Annotated in this window: 18 protein-coding genes and 4 pseudogenes; 11 read left to right on the top strand and 11 right to left on the bottom strand. The window is 68.4% G+C overall.

Annotation, left to right across the window (positions count from 1 at the left end):
* From ACYVO6_RS40550 to ACYVO6_RS40565, 4 genes are all read left to right on the top strand, one after another.
* Positions 1 to 714 (top strand): alpha/beta fold hydrolase (locus ACYVO6_RS40550; protein ID WP_461070415.1); only part of this gene is annotated, 714 nt, incomplete at its 5' end.
* A 2-nt stretch (positions 715 to 716) separates the two neighbouring features.
* Positions 717 to 1367 (top strand): VC0807 family protein, encoded by a 651-nt coding sequence (locus ACYVO6_RS40555; protein ID WP_461070417.1) that lies wholly within the window; start codon positions 717 to 719, stop codon positions 1365 to 1367.
* 367 nt (positions 1368 to 1734) lie between these two features.
* Positions 1735 to 1920 (top strand): hypothetical protein, encoded by a 186-nt coding sequence (locus ACYVO6_RS40560; RefSeq protein ID WP_461070419.1) that lies wholly within the window; start codon positions 1735 to 1737, stop codon positions 1918 to 1920.
* 178 nt (positions 1921 to 2098) lie between these two features.
* Positions 2099 to 3154, top strand: a complete 1056-nt coding sequence (locus ACYVO6_RS40565) for a hypothetical protein (protein ID WP_461070421.1) — start codon at positions 2099 to 2101, stop codon at positions 3152 to 3154.
* Between the two features lie 163 nt (positions 3155 to 3317).
* Here ACYVO6_RS40565 and ACYVO6_RS40570 read toward each other — a convergent pair whose 3' ends face one another.
* Positions 3318 to 5009 (bottom strand): dolichyl-phosphate-mannose--protein mannosyltransferase, encoded by a 1692-nt coding sequence (locus ACYVO6_RS40570; protein ID WP_461070498.1) that lies wholly within the window; start codon positions 5007 to 5009, stop codon positions 3318 to 3320.
* 154 nt (positions 5010 to 5163) lie between these two features.
* On the opposite strand from ACYVO6_RS40570, the gene ACYVO6_RS40575 reads away from it, so the two are divergent.
* A complete protein-coding gene (locus ACYVO6_RS40575) occupies positions 5164 to 5421 on the top strand; it encodes a hypothetical protein (RefSeq protein ID WP_461070423.1) in 258 nt (85 codons plus the stop codon).
* A gap of 232 nt (positions 5422 to 5653) precedes the next feature.
* Here the strand turns inward: ACYVO6_RS40575 and ACYVO6_RS40580 are convergent, their stop codons facing one another.
* The 5 genes and pseudogenes from ACYVO6_RS40580 to ACYVO6_RS40600 form a co-directional block, all read right to left on the bottom strand.
* Complete coding sequence (locus tag ACYVO6_RS40580; RefSeq protein WP_461070425.1) at positions 5654 to 6160, bottom strand: SigE family RNA polymerase sigma factor; 507 nt, start codon at positions 6158 to 6160, stop codon at positions 5654 to 5656.
* A 612-nt stretch (positions 6161 to 6772) separates the two neighbouring features.
* The gene (locus tag ACYVO6_RS40585) at positions 6773 to 7510 is read right to left on the bottom strand and encodes a DUF6461 domain-containing protein (RefSeq protein ID WP_461070427.1); all 738 of its coding nucleotides are present in this window, start codon (positions 7508 to 7510) and stop codon (positions 6773 to 6775) included.
* An 81-nt stretch (positions 7511 to 7591) separates the two neighbouring features.
* Positions 7592 to 8218: a hypothetical protein gene (locus ACYVO6_RS40590; RefSeq protein WP_461070429.1), complete on the bottom strand. Its 627-nt coding sequence runs from the start codon at positions 8216 to 8218 to the stop codon at positions 7592 to 7594.
* A 122-nt stretch (positions 8219 to 8340) separates the two neighbouring features.
* Positions 8341 to 8526 (bottom strand): annotated as a pseudogene (locus ACYVO6_RS40595) (IS110 family transposase); the annotation flags it as partial.
* A gap of 30 nt (positions 8527 to 8556) precedes the next feature.
* Complete coding sequence (locus ACYVO6_RS40600; protein ID WP_461070431.1) at positions 8557 to 8703, bottom strand: hypothetical protein; 147 nt, start codon at positions 8701 to 8703, stop codon at positions 8557 to 8559.
* A gap of 125 nt (positions 8704 to 8828) precedes the next feature.
* Between ACYVO6_RS40600 and ACYVO6_RS40605 the strand changes: the two genes are divergently transcribed.
* The gene (locus ACYVO6_RS40605) at positions 8829 to 9299 is read left to right on the top strand and encodes a hypothetical protein (RefSeq protein ID WP_461070433.1); all 471 of its coding nucleotides are present in this window, start codon (positions 8829 to 8831) and stop codon (positions 9297 to 9299) included.
* 125 nt (positions 9300 to 9424) lie between these two features.
* Here the strand turns inward: ACYVO6_RS40605 and ACYVO6_RS40610 are convergent.
* Positions 9425 to 10216: pseudogene (locus tag ACYVO6_RS40610) on the bottom strand (IS5 family transposase); the annotation flags it as partial.
* 457 nt (positions 10217 to 10673) lie between these two features.
* On the bottom strand, positions 10674 to 10823 hold the full coding sequence (locus ACYVO6_RS40615; protein ID WP_461070435.1) for a hypothetical protein: 150 nt from the start codon (positions 10821 to 10823) through the stop codon (positions 10674 to 10676).
* Between the two features lie 76 nt (positions 10824 to 10899).
* Between ACYVO6_RS40615 and ACYVO6_RS40620 the strand changes: the two are divergent.
* A pseudogene (locus tag ACYVO6_RS40620) lies at positions 10900 to 11184 on the top strand (IS110 family transposase); the annotation flags it as partial.
* A 157-nt stretch (positions 11185 to 11341) separates the two neighbouring features.
* Positions 11342 to 12079 carry an SAVMC3_10250 family protein gene (locus tag ACYVO6_RS40625; protein WP_461070437.1) on the top strand — a complete coding sequence of 246 codons (738 nt, stop codon included), beginning with the start codon at positions 11342 to 11344 and terminating at the stop codon, positions 12077 to 12079.
* A gap of 819 nt (positions 12080 to 12898) precedes the next feature.
* Here the strand turns inward: ACYVO6_RS40625 and ACYVO6_RS40630 are convergent.
* Entirely contained in the window at positions 12899 to 13300 is a 402-nt protein-coding gene (locus tag ACYVO6_RS40630; RefSeq protein ID WP_461070439.1) for a MerR family transcriptional regulator, read from the bottom strand.
* Positions 13301 to 13361: 61 nt separating this feature from the next.
* Between ACYVO6_RS40630 and ACYVO6_RS40635 the strand changes: the two genes are divergently transcribed.
* Positions 13362 to 14468, top strand: coding sequence for an alkene reductase (locus tag ACYVO6_RS40635; RefSeq protein WP_461070441.1), 1107 nt, complete (start codon positions 13362 to 13364; stop codon positions 14466 to 14468).
* A 28-nt stretch (positions 14469 to 14496) separates the two neighbouring features.
* Here ACYVO6_RS40635 and ACYVO6_RS40640 read toward each other — a convergent pair.
* Positions 14497 to 15365: pseudogene (locus ACYVO6_RS40640) on the bottom strand (Tn3 family transposase); the annotation flags it as partial.
* 599 nt (positions 15366 to 15964) lie between these two features.
* Between ACYVO6_RS40640 and ACYVO6_RS40645 the strand changes: the two are divergent.
* Positions 15965 to 16657: a lysophospholipid acyltransferase family protein gene (locus ACYVO6_RS40645; RefSeq protein ID WP_461070443.1), complete on the top strand. Its 693-nt coding sequence runs from the start codon at positions 15965 to 15967 to the stop codon at positions 16655 to 16657.
* 492 nt (positions 16658 to 17149) lie between these two features.
* Positions 17150 to 17734: a dihydrofolate reductase family protein gene (locus ACYVO6_RS40650; protein WP_461070445.1), complete on the top strand. Its 585-nt coding sequence runs from the start codon at positions 17150 to 17152 to the stop codon at positions 17732 to 17734.
* 240 nt (positions 17735 to 17974) lie between these two features.
* Here ACYVO6_RS40650 and ACYVO6_RS40655 read toward each other — a convergent pair whose 3' ends face one another.
* Positions 17975 to 19003, bottom strand: a complete 1029-nt coding sequence (locus tag ACYVO6_RS40655) for a hypothetical protein (protein WP_461070447.1) — start codon at positions 19001 to 19003, stop codon at positions 17975 to 17977.
* Positions 19004 to 19238 lie beyond the last annotated feature (235 nt).

A 19238-nucleotide genomic window follows, 5' to 3' on the forward strand; every position in this document is an offset into this window, starting at 1 on the left:
CTGCCCGGCCGGGCCGGCACGGTCGTGATGTGGGAACCGAACCTCGCCGCACTCGTCGCGCACCGCCCGGCGTACGCACTGGACCTGATCGGCGAGCCCGGCCGCAGCGAGCAGACCGCGCCGATCCGCGACGGCGCCGACCAGGCCGCCTGGCTGGAGACCGTGCTGGACGGGCTGGAACTGCCCGCCGCACATCTGGTCGGCTACTCCTTCGGCGGCTGGCTCGCCGCCAACCTCGCCGTGCGCCGGCCGAAGCGCCTGACCTCACTGACGCTCATCGACCCGGTCCAGACTTTCGCCCAGTTCCCCGTCCCGTTGCTGGTGCGCACGGCGCTGACCTTGGTGCCCGGCATCCGTGACTGGGCACGCGAGTCCTTCCTGCGCTGGGTCTCCGACCACGCCGAGGTCGACACCGACGACCCGGTCGCGAACGTCATCGACGAAGGTATGCGCGCCTACCGGTTCGCACTGCCCACTCCGAAGGTGTTCACCGACGCGCAACTGCGGTCGATCCCCGTTCCGGTACTCGCACTCATCGCAGGCCGCAGCGTCATGCACAACCCGAAGCGCGCCGTCGCCCGCGCCCGCGACCTGATCCCGGATGTACGGGCCGAACTGTGGCCCTCGGCGACCCACGCCATCGCGGGCGAATCCGCCGACGACGTCAACGCCCGCGTCCTGAACTTCCTGGACGAGATCGAACAAGCGGGGTAACCGTGGCCGACAGGGAAAAGCCATCGAGCAGCCCTCTCATCGGGTTGCTGCTGTGGGACGCCGGTGTACCGCTGGCCGCCTACTACATCCTGCGCACGGTGGGACAGAGCGAGCAGATCGCGCTCCTCGCCGGCGCGGTCCTGGCAGCGGTACGGATGGTCTGGGTCGCTGTGCGGACACGGTCGTTCGACGGGTTCGCCGCCCTGCTCGCAGCGGTGTTGGCCATCGGGCTCGTTCTGTCGACGGTCACGGGCGACACCCGGTTCATCCTGGTCAAGGAATCCTTCGGCACCGCGGCGGCCGCGCTGATCCTGCTCGCGAGCTGCGCCGGCCGGAGCCCGCTGGTGCTCGTGGCGGTCCGGGCCGGCTCGAACCAGGCCAAGCGCGACGAGATCGACCGCCTCTACGACGAAGTGCCGCCCTTCCGGCGCGCGTTCGTCCTGATGACCGCGGTGTGGGGCCTGGGAATGCTGCTGGAATCGATCCTGCGCGTCCCGCTGGTCTACCTCCTGCCCGCCGACCTGATGGCCGGCCTGTCCGTAGTACTGCTGCTGGTCGCCATCGGAGCCCTGTCCGCCTGGACGATGTGGTACGCCAACCACGTCCAAGCCCGCCACACGATCACCACCCGGACAACCTCGTCGCCATCGTGAGCCCTTACGCAAGGACACGAGCAACGTACTGGCCCTGGTCGAGGTGCTGATACTCGGACGGCACATCGCCCACGAGTATCTGCAGCAGCCCTCATCGATTACCGCAGGTTCACCCGACACTGACCCACAGCGCTCATGACACGGCACGATAGGCGCGATAGGGCCGATACCGCCCGTCACTGCTACAGCACTGGGGCCGACCGCGATCAGCCCGACCAGCGGGTGCCCCATACCGTCCTGCCCCAGCGGCTTCACGCTGCGGGCCGACGGGCGGGACTTGGCCCGCAAGGACGTCTCCAGCCTGGCGCTGGGTGAGGGGCCTCCAGGTGCGCGAGGCACAGAAGAGCCTGCTGCATAGTCCGGCAACATGACACCCGACCTGTACCGCGACGCCGCCGAGACCGACCAGAAAATCCAGCAGGGTGAAACGGGCAAGGCCGCCGAAAAGGCCCGCGACCTCGGCCAGCGCCTCAACGACGCCCAGCAGAAAGGCAAATGGGGCGGCGACGCCCAGATCATGCAGCTACTGATCCAGCTCGCCGCCTTCGGCTGACGGCCAACCACCTGAGGCGCTCTGACTCTTGTGTCCCGGCGGCCGGTCCGCGCCCCGTCCGTGCAACAACTCCTCTGCCCGATGGTGCGTGTGCGCGGCCGCCAACTGGGCTTCCGTCAGACAGTCCCGCAGATAACTCTATTGGCTGCAGCAGCCCTACCGTCCCTAGCATCAGAGCGTGAACACCCAGAACGGCCGTGGCGATCTTCCAGTCCTTCGCAGGTGGCTCGGCGGCCTGAAAGAGCACCCACTGCTCTGGTACTTCGAATCCCGTCGGCCGGGCTTGCACCCGAGCGTCACCTACGCCTGGTGGCGGAACCCCATCCTCGTGGCGGTCGAGCAGACGCTGACCATCCTGGAGGCTGCGGCGCCCGAGGGGCTGGAGGGCAAACGCGGGGACTTTCGCGCGTTCAAGAGCATGAGCGCGGTGGGCACGGAGCGGTTCCGGACTCACCTCTCGGAACTGACCGTCGCCTCCCACCTGGGCGAGGCAGGCATCCCGTTCAGCTTCAACACGGGCGAAGGCCCGGATCTCCTGCTCCGCAGCGGGCAGGAGACCTTCGGCATCGAGATCGGATCCCGGCGCCCCAAGAGCCTGTCGGACCTGAGCCGCACCCTGAGCCAAGGGCTCCGCGAGCGTGGTCTGCCAGCGGCCGTGAGCATCTCGACCGACCCGATCCCGCCGGTGACCATCAGGTCGAGTGTCCGATATGCGATCATTGAAGCGTTTCTGCCGGCTGACGGCAGTCCTGGGGTCTCTTCTCTGCGAGTCCAGGCTTCCCCCGAGAGGCCCGAGGACGGCATTCCGGCCTCGTGGCTGTCCATTCGGGTTGGTCGTCACGAGGGCTATATGCACACGTCAGCGCCGTTCAACAGCCCCCACGTGATCGCCATGGCTCAGGACGTGGCAACCGGCGTGCTGCGGGAGAAGCGAAAGCTGCGCCAGGCCAAGCTGATGCCGACTGTCCTGGTCGTCGACCTCAGCGGGACGGATCTTCCGGATCTTCGCTGCTGGCCGGAGGCGTTCCAGGCCGTTTGGCAGCCCAGCGATGAGTTCCTCGCCGTTGGAGGCATGACGGTCAGCACCCGCAGTCGGACACCCACGGTGCGCTTCGCACTGAACCCGTTCACGGATCGGCACACACAGGAGACGTTCACGGCACTGGTCTCAGGGTGCGAGGTGTTCGCGGACCTGGCCGAGCAGGTGAGACGAGTTGCGCGGCCCACCAAGTGATGCGCCCCAGGGACGTTGATCCGGTGCCGATGTCCGTGAAGGCGCGTGTCGATGTCGGAGACGGCTGGGACCAGTCTCCGGCGTTGTGTGGGGGCGCGGCCACGGCCCTGTCCGTCCCGTCCGGGTGAGCTACGGTGCGACACCACGACCGTGAGGATGGAGTTCAGATCCAGGTGTCGAGCCACATTCGGGTGTGCCAGCTGGGGTACGGGATCGTCAGACCCGTGTAGATCGGGAAGAAGTAGATGAAGTTCCAGGCGATCAGCAGGACAAGCGTGCCTGCCGCCACCGCACCCCGTGTGCGGCGTTTGTCATTCATGCCCGGCGGGCCCAGCAGCGCGCCCAGCATCATCGCCACGGCCAGGCACAGGTACGGCACGAAGACGACGGCGTAGAAGGAGAAGATCGTTCGGTCCTGGTACAGGAACCAGGGAAGATAACCGGCACCCACAGCGCACAGGACGGCGCCCGCGCGCCAGTCGCGGCGCAGCGCCCACCGGAAGAGCAGATACACCAGGGCGCAGCATGCCGACCACCACAGCAACGGCGTGCCCAGGGCGAGGACCGTCTGAGAGCAGTCGGCCGCCGCGTGGCAGCCGTCCTTGCCGGGTTTCGGCGACTGGTAGTGGAACAGCACGGGGCGGCCGAGGACCAGCCAGCTCCATGGGTTGGACTCGTACTTGTGCGGGGTGTGCAGTCCTACGTTGAACTGGTAGACGCTGTACTCGTAGTGCCACAGGCTGCGCAGCGGGGCCGGGATCCACGACCAGGTGCCGCCGCGGCCGTCCGCCCAGTGCCGCCCGTAGCCGTCGTCGGACAGGAACCAGCCGGTCCACGTCGTCAGATACGTCACCACAGCGACCGGAACGAGGGACAGCACCGACCAGCCGAGGTCCTTGCGCAGCACCGCACGGTACGGGTGGCGTGTCCCTGCGATACGGCGGGCGCCGACGTCCCACAGCAGGGTCAGGACGAGGAAGAAGGCCAGGAAATACAGGCCGTTCCATTTGGTGGAGGCCGCCAGTCCCAGGAAGAAGCCGGCTGCGAGCCTCCATGGACGCGCTCCCGTCCCGGTGCGGTCGCCGGTGTCCCGGTCCGGGCGTAGGTGACCGTCCTCAGCCACCGGTAAGGCTGCCGCGAGCCGGGCCCGCGCCCGGTCCCGGTCGAGGAGCAGGCAGCCGAACGCCGCCAGGACGAAGAACATGACGACGAGGTCGAGCAGAGCGGTGCGGCTCATCACGTAGTGCAGACCGTCCACCGCCATCAGCGCGCCGGCCAGGCAGCCCAGCACCGTCGAGCGGAACAGGCGGCGGCCTATCCGGCACAGCATCAGCACCGACAGCGTGCCCAGGACCGCCGTCATGAAGCGCCAGCCGAACGGGTTGAGGCCGAACATCCCCTCGCCGACGGCGATCACCCACTTGCCCGTCGGCGGGTGCGCGACAAAGGACCCGGTGTCGGAGAGCGGGATCACCTGAGGGTCGGCCAGGATCTGCGGGTCGGCGATCTTGCGGTCCGGCCAGGTGCCCTCGTAGCCGAGCCGCAGCAGGGCCCAGGCGTCCTTGGCGTAGTAGGTCTCGTCGAAGACGAAGTCGTGCGGGCTGCCCAGACGCCAAAAGCGCGGCAGCCCGGCAAGGAGTGCCACCAGGAGCGGCCCGCCCCACCCTGACCAGCGCGTCAGTCGGCCCGCCGCTGCCGGGGACAGCCCGAGTGTGCGCCACAGCCGTGACCCGGGCTCGGGAAACGGCACCACCAGGCGGTCGCGCACGGACGTTCGCGGCCGCTCGACGTACCCGAAGCGGCGCAGCCGCCGCTCCCAGGAGGTCGGCCGGTGATTTGCCGCCTTGTGCGGCATGTCGGCAGACGCGGGCGCGTTCTCACGGATCACGTGGTGAGCTTTCAACTCGTGGAGAGCGGGACGAGCGGGGATCAGCTGCCCGGCGGTCGTCACGCCGGCTCAGACAGCCCCGCCCATCGGGACCGTGTACATCTGGCCGAGGCGCTACCTGGTGGTTGAGGTCCGTGTCGGCATCGGGACCGTCTCGGGGGTTGAGGGGCGGTACGGCATCGGCGCCGGCCTGGTAGTTGACGTGCAGGTCGGCATCGGCACCTCCTTGGCCATGGAGGCGGAGCGGGCGGTCGAGGGCATCGGCACCGGCCCGGTGGCTGACGTGCAGGTCGACGTCGGCACCTCCTTGGCGGTGGAGGCGGGGCGGGCCGTCGACGGCATCGAGGCCGACTCGGCAGAGGTGACGGGCCGGGGCTGAGGGCCGGCAGGCCCGCCCTGAGCGAAAGAGCTCGGCAGGACCATCAGGCCGACTCCAAGTCCGGCAATGGTCAGCACGGATCCGGTGACCATCCAGGCCGTCCGGGCCCGCCGTCGGGCGCGAACGCCGGCTTGCAGCCGGTGTCGGTGCCGGTCCTCATAGGGCATGTCGTCCTGGCTGTCACGCATCATCCGTGCCAGCTCCTGCTCGAAGTGATCCATGGCTCCCTTCTTCACTCCACCGGCTCGACTGCCTCAGCCAGAAGCTGCCGTAACCGTGCAACGCCGCGTGCCGTGAGGGAACGGGCGGTACCCACCGGACACCCCAGCACCTCAGCGACGTGCCGCTCGGGCAGGTCCTGGTAGTAGCGCAGCACCACCGCGGCCCGCTGCCGGGCCGGCAGCAACGCCAGCACGGCCTCCAACCGGGTCCGTTCATCCACGGCGGCGGTCTCATCCCCCACCCCGGGCGGGTCGGGCAGCTGGTCCACGGGGTGCTCGCCCCACCAGCGACGCCGTGCCGAGCGCGCCGCGGCACGGGCCAGGACCCTGCGCACATACGCCTCGGGCGCCTGCTCGGCCACCTTCGGCCAGGCAAACCACAGCTTGACCAGCGCCTCCTGCAGCAGATCCTCGGCCCGGTGCCGGTCTCCGCCGGTGAGCAGCCGCGCCAGGTGAAGCAACGCCGACCACCGAGCCGCCACGAACCGGTCGAATTCATCGGCCCGCAACTGCCCCATCAGCGTTGTCCCTTACCCCCGTACGCCCCTACACCTTTAATAAAGGCACTGGCCCCTACCCCGCTATGCACCCCCGACATGTGGTGTGGCTCACACAGGCCCACCCTGGCGGTGCTCACGACGCGACGTGCCTGCCCACCCTCCCCCTGGGTCGCCGTCGGAGCCTGACTGCCACCGGCTCAAACGCCGGTCTGCCTCGCCTCGCCACGCCTTGACTTCCCGCCCGTTTTGATCCAGAAGCGAGGCCGGTGCCGGCCAGACATCGCCGCGTACGGGAGGTTCCGCCTCGCCATGAGCTAGGGGGTGTGTCGCGGGAGGGTGATGGTGGCGACGGCGCCGCCCTCGGGCGGGTTGCGCCAGCTCAGGCGGGCCCCGATCACTCCGGCCTGTCCGGTGGCGATGGACAGGCCCAGGTCGAGGCCGCCGTTGCCGCCGGTACGGAACCGCTGGGGGCCGTGGGCGATCAGCCACCCCAGGCCACCGAATTACGTCGAACCCAGGTTGCACATCGCCAACCCGGACAGCGGACAGACCACCGATCTGTCCGGGTACCGCTTGCAGGTTCGCACCCGAGTCCCGCGCCCTGGGCGGGGCGAGCGTGTCTCGCCTCCCTCACTCCTCCGTCTGGGTGCCGTATGTGTCGCGAGTGGTGGGGAGGTTGAGGGCGCGCCGCGTGGCAGGCGGCGGAGACGTCCCAGGTGGAGCGAGGCGGCCAAGCCGGCGCCCTGGCGGGCGGGGAGCTGCGGGGTGCGGGCGGAGTGGCGGGTCGGGTGTCCGGCTGCCGTCTTCGAGCCGCAGAGTGAGCAGCGAGCCGTCCAGGGTTGCCGTGTCGAGCACGGCCCCGGTGCGGTGGGCGACCGCTTCCAGCACCGGTACCGGGCCGGGATAATCCTCGCCTGATGCGTCAAGCCGTTCTTGCACCGTGTCCCACCACAGGTGCGGTGGATCTGGTTTGGTGTGGGTGAAGCCCGGCTCGAACTGCTCCGTGCACTGCCCGTCACGCCAGTGGGCGAAGCGGTTCATGCCATCCCCGCCCCGCAGGACACTCAAGGACTCCGTGCCCTGGGACAGCGCGGACAGAGGGCCAGGCATCGCACCCATGACCCCGAAGTCTTCAAAGCAGAACGACCAGTCATCCAGCGACCCGGCACGCAGCACCGATCCCTCCGGCAGGCTGCTGTCGTCGAGACGAGCCGCCTGTTGCCGGGTGAGGAACTGGGCGGATGAGGTGTCGGCCCCGTACCGGGTGAGTACATCTTCTGGTGCGATGCCGTGGGTGAAGGTCACGCACCACATTCCGGCGCGCGGATCCCTCGCCCATTCCCACGGCCCGGTCGTGCTGTCTTCCACCTGCGTCTCCCTTCGCTTCGACGAGCGGGGCCGGGGCCCCGAAATCCCCGGGGCCCCGGCGCGGTGATGCTGTGTCCGGGGTCAGGCGATGATGTTGACGTTGTACTTCTCGGTGTCGAGGATGCGCTGATTCTTCACGAGCGAACCGTACTTTCCGCCGGCGGACTCGTTGGCGTCCAGGGCAACGTGGCCACGCACGCACGGCTCGTTGTAGGTGACCGGTTTGTCAGCGCGGGCCTCGTAGATCATCCACTGGCCGTTCTCATACAGCGGGAGGATGTCAGCGCACTGGGCACCATCGGTTCCCCCCTCGAATGAGCCGGCGAAGGGGAACTCGTCGCATGAGTCGTTGGGAACGTAATCGGGCATGGGCACGAACGGGTCGCTGCTCTGGGAACCGCACGTGCGTGCCCGGTTGGCGTCGGAGAGGCCGTCCGCCCGGCTCAGCGGGGCCCAGTCACGCAGGTATCCCTGAGCGAAGCTGTAAGCGGCGGCGGCCGAACCGTGCTTCGGGTCGGAGAGCGAGTACTCCAGGTCGGCCCGCCGCTCGGGTATGACACAGCCGGCCGTGGTGAGCTCCGCATCGCAGCGGATCTTCGCCTGGACCGGACTGTCCCAGTTGACGTTCGGTTGGGTGGGGATGCTGCCCGTGGTGGTGACGTACATGTGGTACTGGGTCTGGAAGCTGTCCCGTGTACCGGAGGCCACGGGGCTGGTGTAAGGAGCTTTCCGCTTACCGATCAGCGGAGTTGGTGGGTCGAACAGGAGTCCTGATCGGGTGATCGCGCGGGCGTGGGCGCATGAAGACAGACACCTCACGATCCAGCGCGTCAAGCTGCAGCGACGAGTGCGGCGGGGAACGCGATGTGTTCGTCGAACAGCTTGCGGTGCTGGAGGCAGTGGTAGAGCTGGCCGATCATGCGGTTGAACATGCGCTGGGCGGCTGCGTGCCAGTCGCCGACCTCGCGTCGGCGCCGGTAGTGGGCTCCGGCCCCGGGTGAATGGCGCAGGGCGGAGATTTCTGTGTCCTCCGCCTCAACGAGTGGTCAGTACATACTCGCCCAGATGACTTTGCCGTCATGGACGACGACATTGACGCGCTTGCGGTTGAGGTCGTCGTGGCCGTCGGCGCACACGCCGTTCTCGCCCAGAACGCGGATGTCATGGCCGGACGCCGTCTCGGCGGCCCTCACATCGCTCAGACGCCATCCGCTTTCCGAACGTGATCGTTTGGTTCAGGTTGGGTGGCATGAACTCCGATTTGCGGCGGGAGAGATGGGCGTGGTTCGTCCGTTCGTCTCGCTCGTGGAGGTGGCTGGTGCCGTCGGTGCTCGGTCTGCTGGAGGCCCGGGAGAAGAAGGTCCGGGAAGAGGTTGCGTGGTTGCGGGAGGAGGCCGAGCGGGTGCGGGGGGCGCTCGCCGAGGCGGAGAGCAGACTGGCGCGGCTGGCCGATGCCCGGATGACGGTGGCCGAGGTGCTGGCCGAGCCGCCTTCCGCAGTCGCGGAGCCGGTGGCAAGCGCGGTGGCGGGGTCGGTGGTGCCGCGACGGGTCGGGGGGATGGCAGCGTCCGCCCTGCCCGCGGACTACCAGCGGATCATGTCCGTGCTGGAGTCGGAAGCGGGCCGGGAGGGCATGCGGTGCCAGCAGCTGGCCGCGACCCTGGGCCTTCAGGCGGTGCCGGCGAAGGTCGAGGGGCTGCGGTCGAAGGCGAAACGCCTGGTGGAGCGGGGGTGGGCGCTCCAGGTGCGGCCGGGGGTGTACAGCCCGCTCCCGGCGCCGGCCGGCTGAAGGCACAGGGCCGGCGCCCGGCCAGGCGGCGACTCATGAGCATGGTCATGGACCACAGCACCATGGCCTCGTGCATGGATGGCGGGCAGCGTCTCGTAGTCGCGCGCCAGACGACGCGAGCGCATCAGCCAGCTCAGCGTTCTCTCCACCACCCACCTGCGCGGCAGCACCACGAACCCCCTGGTGTCGTCGGTGCGTTTGACGATGTCGACAGTGAGCTGGAGTTTCTCGGCCGCCCAGCCGACGAGCCGGCCCGCATAGCCGCCGTCCGCCCAGACGAGCCGGACGGAGAAGTACAGCCTGCGCAGCCTTTCGAGCAGTGGAACGGCAGCGTCGCGGTCCTGCACGTTCGCCGCGGTCACCGCCACGGCCAGGACCAGGCCGAGGCAGTCCACCACCAGGTGCCTCTTGCGTCCGCCCACCTTCTTCCCGCCGTCCCAGCCGGTCGTGGCGCGCGGGATGTTCGCAGCCGCCCGCACGGACTGCGAGTCCACGATGGCGGCCGTCGGGTCCACCTCGCGGCCCTCCTTCTGGCGCACCTTGTCGCGCAGCCGGTCGTGCAGCTCGGCGAGCAAGCCCGTCACCTGCCAGCGGCGGGCGAACGCGTGCACCCTCCGGTACGGCGGGAAGTCACGGGGCAGGTTGGCCCACTTGACGCCGTTGTCGACTACATAGCGGACCGCGTCCAGCATCACGCGATGGCAGTAGCCCTCCGGCCGTCCACCCCGCCCCTGAAGCCACGCGGGCACTGGCAGCAACGGCCGGATGACCTGCCACTCCGCCTCCGTCAGGTCGGAGCGGTAACACCGCACGCGGTCCGGCCCGTCGGCCGCGTTGCCGAACCTGTGCGCGAGACAGTCACACTCCGGAGACGGCGCGTTGGACTCCACGGACGCGAGCACGAAAGACTGCGACACAGGGCCTCCTGGTACTGCTCGGTCGGGATCGCAACCCCGAGCTACCAGGAGGCCCTGCCGTTATGCCCCGACCACCGTGGGATCACCCGAACAGGAACCCTGTTCGACTGATCAAAGTGGAAGGCTTCTGAACCTGGTCACGGGTGAGTCGGGCAAGGTAGACGTCCAGGGGCTGACGCGTCCGGCAAGGTCTTTCCACGTTGCGGCGCCGCAGCCGTTGGGACCCGTAGGGATCGAACGGAACACGTACCCGCGGCGTCTGAGGTACATGAGACGAATCATGCGAGTGCGTGTCGCCGCGCTGCTTCTACTCGGTGTCGGGCTCCTCGCGAGTTGCGCCAACAGCGGGACGGATCCGGTGGACAAGCCGCCAAGTGCCGTGCATACGGCCGCGAAAGCACAGGGACAGGGACATCGCTCAGACTGCATCCCGTCGACGACCTCCCGGTACGCACGCTCACGAGAGGACCTCGTCGGGCGCTCCCTGAGCGATGCGAGGGCCGCCGAGACGGCGTCCGGCCATGACATCCGCGTTCTGGGCGAGAACGGCGTGTGCGCCGACGGCCACGACGACCTCAACCGCAAGCGCGTCAATGTCGTCGTCCATGACCGCAAAGTCATCTGGGCGAGTATGTACTGACCACTCGTTGAGGCGGAGGACACAGAAATCTCCGCCCGAACGCTCCTCGCCCATCACCCATGCCTCCGGAAAGAAGTCGGCCATCACCCGCCGGTGGGTGAAGAACGACCGCCTCAACCACGCCGGTTATCTCTGGGCCTTCTCCGCCCTGCGCCATTCACCCGGGGCCGGGGCCCACTACCGGCGCCGACGCGAGGTCGGCGACTGGCACGCAGCCGCCCAGCGCATGTTCAACCGCATGATCGGCCAGCTCTACCACTGCCTCCAGCACCGCAAGCTGTTCGACGAACACATCGCGTTCCCCGCCGCACTCGTCGCTGCAGCTTGACGCGCTGGATCGTGAGGTGTCTGTCTTCATGCGCCCACGCCCGCGCGATCACCCGATCAGGACTCCTGTTCGACCCACCAACTCCGCTGATCGGTAAGCGGAAAGCTTCTAAGACGTCCCTGCATCGCTACCTGGCAATCCAGTAGGAGCAGAATTGATGCGCGATCTCCTGTACCTCTCCGAAAACAAGATGCAGGTCTTAAGCCCGCAGGTCCCGCAGAAGCTGTGGAAGAAGGCCGGCTTCGAGGCCGGGGTCAACGTCGGACTTGCTTCCTTCAAGACCACTACTCTCCCCGGTGACTCCCCCCAGCCATCGGCTGCCATGCTCGAACCGGTCATCGAGATGATCGAGCAGGAGCGAAAGGTCAAGTGGTTCACGGACGAGGCCCTGCAGGTGGGGGACTGGATCCAGTTCGAGGACGAGTTCTTTTACGGTGACGCGGCGCCTGCTGGGCCGCAATCATCCGACAAGACGGTGGTCACCGGCCTGGTGTACCTCGCTGCCCAGCGGTTCCCCAAGGGAACACCCTTCGTCCTGGTGGGCTCGTCCGTGAACGTCCTGGACCGCTGGCAGCCGCCGGACTCCCATGTCACGACAGTGGGCACGTACTACATGGAGGCTGTGCGCGCGTACGCGGCGCGTCTTGCCGAACTGCCGGACGAGGCCGCACAGAGCGAGTTCACCGGTCCGTCCTACAGTGGCCACCACCTGCCGCAAGCGCTCCGTTACCTGACTCCCGTCGCCGGATCGGTCCGAACGCATTCCGGTTGGGCGGCGGGGCCGGTGATGCTCAGGGGACACGCTCGGGTCCTGGCGGCGCCGAACGACGACACCTGGGGGCGTGCCGTCCTCGCCACTCCTCTCTACATCGAATACGCACCCGACGACGCCTGATCGATCGGCTTCTGCCCGACCATCCCATTACTGGCCACCAGGAAGCGGAGTGCGACGCGCAGGTGGGTAATCCTCGCGTGCCAGTCCCTCCCCTTCTCCTCAACGCTCACGGCCAAGCATTGTCGGAACAACCTGTCCGGACACCAACGCGACCTCGCCCACTACCGCGTGCAGGCGGCTTCAGTCATCCGCGCAATCGACTTCGGACACTGACATTGATCGGGCGTCAGGTCCACCTCGGCAGTCTGTCAGAACTGCCTTGCAAAACGTGTCGGTTTTGAGAGGGGTTCTGCGAACGGTGACCTGTGGATTCGTGATCGGCCCCGGGGCGTTCGCAGAACTCTCGTAACTGGTCATTTATGAGAATCGATCCGCGGCTGCTCGACGTGGTCTGCGCTGATCCACCACCATCACGGAACGCCCGGCGGCAGCGCACGCCCGCCCGGCTGCTGCTCGGCTCCCCTGGGGAGCACTGCTGGCGATGGCCAGCACCACATTCATCGTCATCATGACCGAGACACTGCCCGCCGGTCTTCTGTCAGGGCTCTCCTCGGGTCTGCACACCTCCCAGGGCACTGCGGGGCCCAAGATCCGGGAGCTGCTCAGCGCGGGCTTCGACGCAGCGAAGATCGCCCGGGTGCTCTCCTGCGCACCGGCTATCGGCGAAGGGCCGTCCGCGTCCGCGGGGCTGGCCCTCGCCGCCGAACTGGCCGACGACTGCGCCCGCATCGACCACACGCTCGTCCAGCTTCGGCGCTCCCGCAGCCTGCTCGACGACATGATCCACACCGCGCGGGCCACCCAGGAGGCACAGGGGCGTCAGGACCGCGGAGCCGGGCCCGTCTCCTGCTGGTTCTCCTGGCGCGGTGCGGCGGCGCTGTTGATGACGGTGTCCAGCAGGGAGCGGGAGCGCTGCAGGTCCTCGATCATCCGGTCGATGCGGGCCCGCTCCACCGTCAGCTCCTCCACGAGGAAGTCGTCGGCTGTCTCCGCCGGGCCGCCGTCGCTGTCACGCATGCAGGGCAGCAGCTTCACGATCTTCGAGCTGCACAGGCCGGCGGCGTACAGTTCCTGGATCCGCCGCACCCGGTCCACCGCCGCCTCGGCGTACTCCCGGTGCCCGCCCGGTGTCCGCTCGGCGGACAGCAGGCCCTCCTGCTCGTAATAGCGCAACGAGCGCTCGCTGACTCCCGTACGCCGGGCCAGCTCACCAATTCGCATGACGCAGATCACATCATTTCCGCTTGATTCTCACATTTGTGTCAACTTCTACGGTAACCACATGACTCACGAAACGACGACTTCGCCCCTCCTGACCCCCGCTCGCCTCGGTACGCACGAACTGGCGAACCGCCTGGTCATCGCCCCCATGACGCGCAACCGCGCCGAGAGCGACGGCACGCCCACCCCGCTGATGGCCGAGTACTACGCGCAGCGCGCCACGGCCGGGGCGATCATCGCCGAGGCATCCACCCCGAACGCGGTCGGCCAGACCTACCCGAACATCACCGCCCTGCACACCGACGCCCACACCGCCGGATGGCGCCAGGTCACCAAGGCTGTCCAGGCCGCCGGCGGCGGACCGGTGTTCCTCCAGATCCAGCACGGCGGACGCGTCGGCCACCCCGACAACAGCGGCCTCACCCCGATCGCCCCCTCGCCGATCCCGCTGCCCGAGCCCATTTACACCCCGGTCGGCTTCCAAGCGGCGGTCACCCCGCGCGAGATGACGTCCGACGACATCCGGCAGACCATCGCCGACTTCGCCGCTGCCGCCCGCCGGGCCGTCGACGCGGGCTTCGCCGGGGTCGAGGTCCACAGCGCCAACGGCTACCTGCTCCACCAGTTCCTCGCGCCCAACACCAACCAGCGCACCGACGCCTACGGCGGCAGCGTCGAGAACCGCATCCGCTTCACCACCGAGGTCGTCGACGCCGTCGTCGACGCGATCGGCGCGGAGCGCACCGGCCTGCGCATCTCCCCAGGGAACACCGTCAACGGCATCACCGACAGCGACGCCGACGAGCTGTACCCCTCCCTGGTGAAGGCCAACGCGGGCAAAGGGCTGGTCTACCTGCACGTCGCCTTCGCCGACCCCGCGCAGTCGCTGTTCGCCCGGCTGCGTGAGATCTGGACCAGCACTCTGATCGCCAACCCGGTCCTGCCCGCCGACCAGATCCCCGCCGACGGCGGACGGGAAGCCGCCGAACGCCTCCTGGCCACGGGCGCCGACCTCATCGCGCTGGGCCGCCCGTTCCTGGCCAACCCCGACCTCGTCCAGCGGATCCGCACCGGCGCCCCGATCAACGCCGTCCGCGCCAAGTACGCGATGTACACCGGCGGACCCACCGGCTACACCGACTACCCCACCCTGCTCACCCACAACTGACCCAGGCCCCTGGCCGGCAGTTGACCGATCAACCCAGGGCCTCATCGTCCTCCTCGCCCTCCGGGTCGCGGAAGGGACGCAGGCCCTGGCCGGGGCCGCTGGCCTGGATGTTGAACAGGTAGCGGCCCAGGAAGTTGATGTGCCGGTCCTTGAGCGGGGAGAGGCGAGCGACGTCCTCGTCCTTGATGTCGTGGCCCTCGGCGCGGAGCCGGGCCACGGCGGCATCCAGGTAGCGGGTGTTCCACAAAACCACGGCGTTGAGGACAAGACCCAGACTGGCGAGCTGGTCTTCCTGGCCCTCGCGATACGCCTGGCGGATCTGGCCCCGGCCGCCGTGGCAGATCGCGCGGGCAAGCCGATGGCGGGACTCCTGGACAGTGAGCTGCCGGTTCATCAAGCGCCGGTAGGTGTCGTCCATCGGGTCGACCAGAGCGAGCAGGTGCATGGTCTTGTCGATCCGCCCGTACTCGGCGAACGCGGCACCGAGTGGGATGGGGTGGCCCTCGCGTCCGAACATCCGCGACAGGTCGTAGGCCCGGACCTGGTTGGTGATGAGCGATCCGGCGACCCGGAGCATGTCCGGCCAGTGCGTGGCGATCCGCTTGAGATTCACCTTGTTGCAGGCCACGGCCTCCAGCGGCCCGTACCCGGCGGCCGGCTCCTCGCCGCCGAGCAGGTCGGCCCGACAGAACCTCTGGTCGGCCAGGTCTCGGAAGCGCGGGCGAAGCGGAAGCCGAGCATCTTGTACAGACCGAAGGCCATGTCGGAGTACGAGGCGTTGTCGGTCGCCACCATCTCCGGCTTCACCCCGCCGTCCAGGTTCAGCAGGCTGTCCAGAGTGTAGAGGCTGTCGCGCGGGGTGCCGCGCACGACCATCGCACCGATCCCGGCGACCTGACGGGACCCCGAGGGCCCGGGCGGCGGGATCCAACGGGAAGACCACTGTCGGGGCGCTCTGCGCGTCGCGGGGGTCAGCCGCAAGATCCACCAAAAGTCCAGCTACAACCTCGCCGTGCGAGACCTTCCTGGCCCTGATCGCCCAGCCAAGCGCCCAATCATTGAACGAAGATGTTTCCACGTAAAACGCCCTCGCTGTCGCCATTAACGGGCCTCGGTCGGACGCCCGGCGCGGCTCCCCCCTCAGGATTGGCCCCCTTGTTGTGGGCGGCAATTCGACCAGGACTGAACCGGTCACCGGTGACTCATGGCTTCGTGGAGGGCTCGTCCCGCGTTCTGCGTCTTGTTGTGGTCGGCCGACTGCATGAGGTAGCCGGTGAAGACGTCGGGGACGGCGATCCGGGTGACGGGTGCGGGCGAGGCAGGCTGGATGGCGGGGCGCGGGCGAGTGGCCGCGCGGGTTCAACCGCAGCGCCTTCGCTCGCCCGGTCCGCCAGATGGCTTGCCTGAGTGCACCCACCGGTTCCGGGGTGGGAGGACCTGACCTGTCAAACCGACTCAGAGGTACCGGGGGGCCGATTCGGCAGCGGGGTGCCGCCGTGTTCTACTACATGCTCAAATACGTCCTTCTGGGGCCGCTGCTGCGGCTGCTGTTCCGGCCGCGGGTCGAGGGGCTCAAGCATGTTCCGGCGGAGGGCGCGGCGATCGTCGCCGGGAATCACCTGTCCTTCGCGGACCCCCTCCTCATGCCCGCGGTCCTGAAACGGCGCATCACCTTCCTGGCCAAGGCGGAGTACTTCACGGCGCCGGGCCTGAGGGGCCGACTGATCGCGCTCGTTCTCCGCGGTGCCGGGCAGATTCCGGTGGACAGGTCAGGCAGGGCCGCGGGGCAGGCGGCGCTCCGAAAGGGGCTGGGGGTACTGGCGAAGGGAGAACTGCTGGCGATCTATCCGGAGGGCACGCGTTCCCCCGACGGCCGGCTGTACAAGGGCAAGGTCGGGGTGGCGGTGCTGGCGCTGGCCGCGCAGGTACCGGTGATTCCGTGCGCGATGGTGGGGACGTTCCGGATCTGGCCTCCGGGATATGTCCTGCCGAGACGCCAGCCGGTCACGATCCGTTTCGGGGAACCGCTGGACTTCTCACGCTTTACGGGGATGGCGCACCAGAGGACGGTGCTGCGGGCCGTCGCCGACGAGATCACGTACGCGATCTTGCGGCTGTCGGGCCAGGAGTACGTGGATCGGTACGCGGCCGACGTGAAGGCCAAACAGGCGACGGCGCGGCGGGGCTGACGTCCGCCGCACTTGGGTGCGATCCGGTCCGAACGGCCGCCGTAGAACTCGTCTCCGCTCATGCGCACCCCGGTGGCGGTCACATCCGGCGCTCTCTCGATGAGCCGCAGGTGTTCGATCTACGGCGGGGAGTTGAATGGGCTTTGTTCAAGCTGAAGTTGCTGGTCACGGGGCTGGTGTGAGGCGACGGTCCGGTGCTCGCACTGGTGGTGGGCGGGTGTCGGCGGTGTAGATCGTCTGACGTGAGAGTTTCGGGAGATTTCCGCGTTCTCGCGCGCTTCTCGTCGGAAGACCTGTGGATCGGCGTGCCACGCTCTTCTTCTCGCCCGCCGTGTCGCCGATCACGCTGACTTTCCCCCTTCTTGGCCGGGGTACAGCCCCTGGGGCCGCATCCGGGGCGGCCGGACTCCAGGAGTCCAAGGGCGATGAGTCTCGCCGTGGTTGCCAGTCTGTATCCCCAACAGGCGATCAACCGCACTCAAGGAGAGCATCATGACCGCTACCTACACCTTCGACGTCTTTTCCAGCCTCGATGGCTACGGCTCCTACGGCCCCGACGGCGACTGGGGCGGCTACTGGGGCAAGCAGGGCCCCGAGCTCCTCGACCACCGCCTCGCCCTGTACGACCAGGAACAGCGGATGGTCTTCGGGGCCAACACGTATCGGGCGTTCGCACGGATGCTGGCCTCGAGCACCGAGGAGTCCGAGGTGCGTGACCCATGGGTCACGCGGATGAGGAGCCTGCCGGCAACGGTGGTGTCGACCACACTGGAAGGACCCCTCGACTGGCCGGACGCGACCCTCGTGAGCGGTGACGCCGTCGACGTCGTCGCGCGGCTCAAGGAGGAGTCCGAGGTGCCGTTGCGCTCGCACGGCAGCCTGTCGGTGAACCGGGCGCTGATGGCCGCCGGTCTGGTCGACCGCGTCCAGGTGACGCTCTTCCCTGTGATCACCGGTCAGACCGGGGTGGAGCCGATCTTCCAGGGTGCGGCCGACTTCGACCTCGAGCTGATCGAGCGCCGGACGCTCGACGGCCACATCCAAGAGCTCATCTACCGGCCCACCCTGCATGGCTGAGTCCGTCCATGCACCCCACCCCGTCAAGCAGCCGAACCTGACCGGAAGTTCCCGCTGACCGACATGCCGACCGGTCTCTTGGCCGCCCTCGGGAGGGTGCGCTCCTTCACGTCCCCGCCGAGGGCCATCCACAGGTTCTGATCATTGCTCCGCGATGGTGTGTCGGGTACGTACGTGGCGCTACTGAGCACCGTTCGATGGAGATCGCGGAGCCGTCTAGGTTCTGCTGGCGCGGGCCGCTCAGCGCGAATAGTCCGCGAGGGTAAGCACCAGGTGGGCCGACTCCGGGCGCACGTGGTCGGAGTGGGCCCCCGCCGGGCTGAGACGGCGACCGCGCACGTACACGTCGGAGGCATCGACGTTGACGAAGCGATGGTCGAGTGCGGAGAGCGGATACCGCTCGTCCAGTGGCAGCAGCCGTGTAGTGAACATTGGAGCAGGGGCCGGACCGATCCCGGAGTGCCCAATGCCTGGCTGACGCTCTGCCCGCAGGTGCCAGAACCCTGTCGCCCGGTCGTGGCGGGAGTACGTGGCCACGACCGGACCCCTCAGCGGGGCGCCGTCGTGCCCGTCGCTCGGCAGGATGCAGGGAAAGAGTGAAAGGAACGCGTCACGCCGCGCAGCCATCTGGAACAGCAGCATGCTGTCCGCGGTGAACGGCCGAGACGGTGAACGGGCTGCCGCCGTCCAGCCGAGGGTGTCTTCGAGCCGGGCATCCGCCGTCCACTGCACCGCCTCGCACAGGAGCCGGCAGCCGAAGGAGTGTCCGACCAGGTGGAGGTGCTGCCCGTCACGGTTGGCCAGCACCGGTGCCGCCCCGGGGTCGGCACGCTCGGCGTCCAGATAGCCGAGCAGCTGGCCCAGGATGTACGCGGCATGTCCGTAGCCGTCACGCGCGCCCATTGCGTGTGCGCGGTCCCGGATCCTGCGGTAGCCGGTCGGGGTGATCGGGCTGGACGACGGCCAGCGCACCACGACACACCACGGGCTGAAGCCCTCGGCCGCTAGGGCCGGATACCTGTCCGGGGCCGCCTCCCAGTTGGCGTGCACGAGGTTCAGCAGCCGTTCGGCAGTGCGATGGGCGGCGTCGGGGGACGTCTGCCAGCCATGCACGTAGACGAAGATGTCCGTCGCCCAGGCGGGCGGGGCGAGGTGCTCCGTGAAGTAGTTGCGCAATCGGTGGTCAGGCACCGGCTCACCCGTGGCGGAATCGAGCAGCCAGCCGCTCTCATCCAGGTCGACGGCCGCGACCGCGGCAGCACGGCTCACGCTTCACCTCCGCTTGTCCGTTCCAGGCGAGCGTCCATGCCGCCGTGCAGCCCGTAGGCGAAGCCCAGCGGGTTGCGGTACTGGGCCGCGAAGTGCCGGGCCAGCTCGTGTGCGATCCTGCCGGCGGTCGCCTCGCCGCCCAGGTATCGCCTGATGAAGAGGATCTGGGGAGTATGGGCGGCTGTGGGGAGCGCGTGGGGAGAATCGACTGTCTAACCGGGCACGAGCTTGAAAG

Source organism: Streptomyces pseudoechinosporeus, assembly GCF_054783935.1.

Coding starts and splice junctions, on each gene's coding strand:
- ACYVO6_RS40560 (WP_461070419.1), top strand. CDS start 1,735: ATGACACCCGACCTGTACCGCGACGCCGCCGAGACCGACCAGAAAATC.
- ACYVO6_RS40570 (WP_461070498.1), bottom strand. CDS start 5,009: ATGCCGCACAAGGCGGCAAATCACCGGCCGACCTCCTGGGAGCGGCGG.
- ACYVO6_RS40580 (WP_461070425.1), bottom strand. CDS start 6,160: ATGGGGCAGTTGCGGGCCGATGAATTCGACCGGTTCGTGGCGGCTCGG.
- ACYVO6_RS40615 (WP_461070435.1), bottom strand. CDS start 10,823: ATGGACGACGACATTGACGCGCTTGCGGTTGAGGTCGTCGTGGCCGTC.
- ACYVO6_RS40625 (WP_461070437.1), top strand. CDS start 11,342: ATGCGCGATCTCCTGTACCTCTCCGAAAACAAGATGCAGGTCTTAAGC.
- ACYVO6_RS40630 (WP_461070439.1), bottom strand. CDS start 13,300: ATGCGAATTGGTGAGCTGGCCCGGCGTACGGGAGTCAGCGAGCGCTCG.
- ACYVO6_RS40635 (WP_461070441.1), top strand. CDS start 13,362: ATGACTCACGAAACGACGACTTCGCCCCTCCTGACCCCCGCTCGCCTC.
- ACYVO6_RS40650 (WP_461070445.1), top strand. CDS start 17,150: ATGACCGCTACCTACACCTTCGACGTCTTTTCCAGCCTCGATGGCTAC.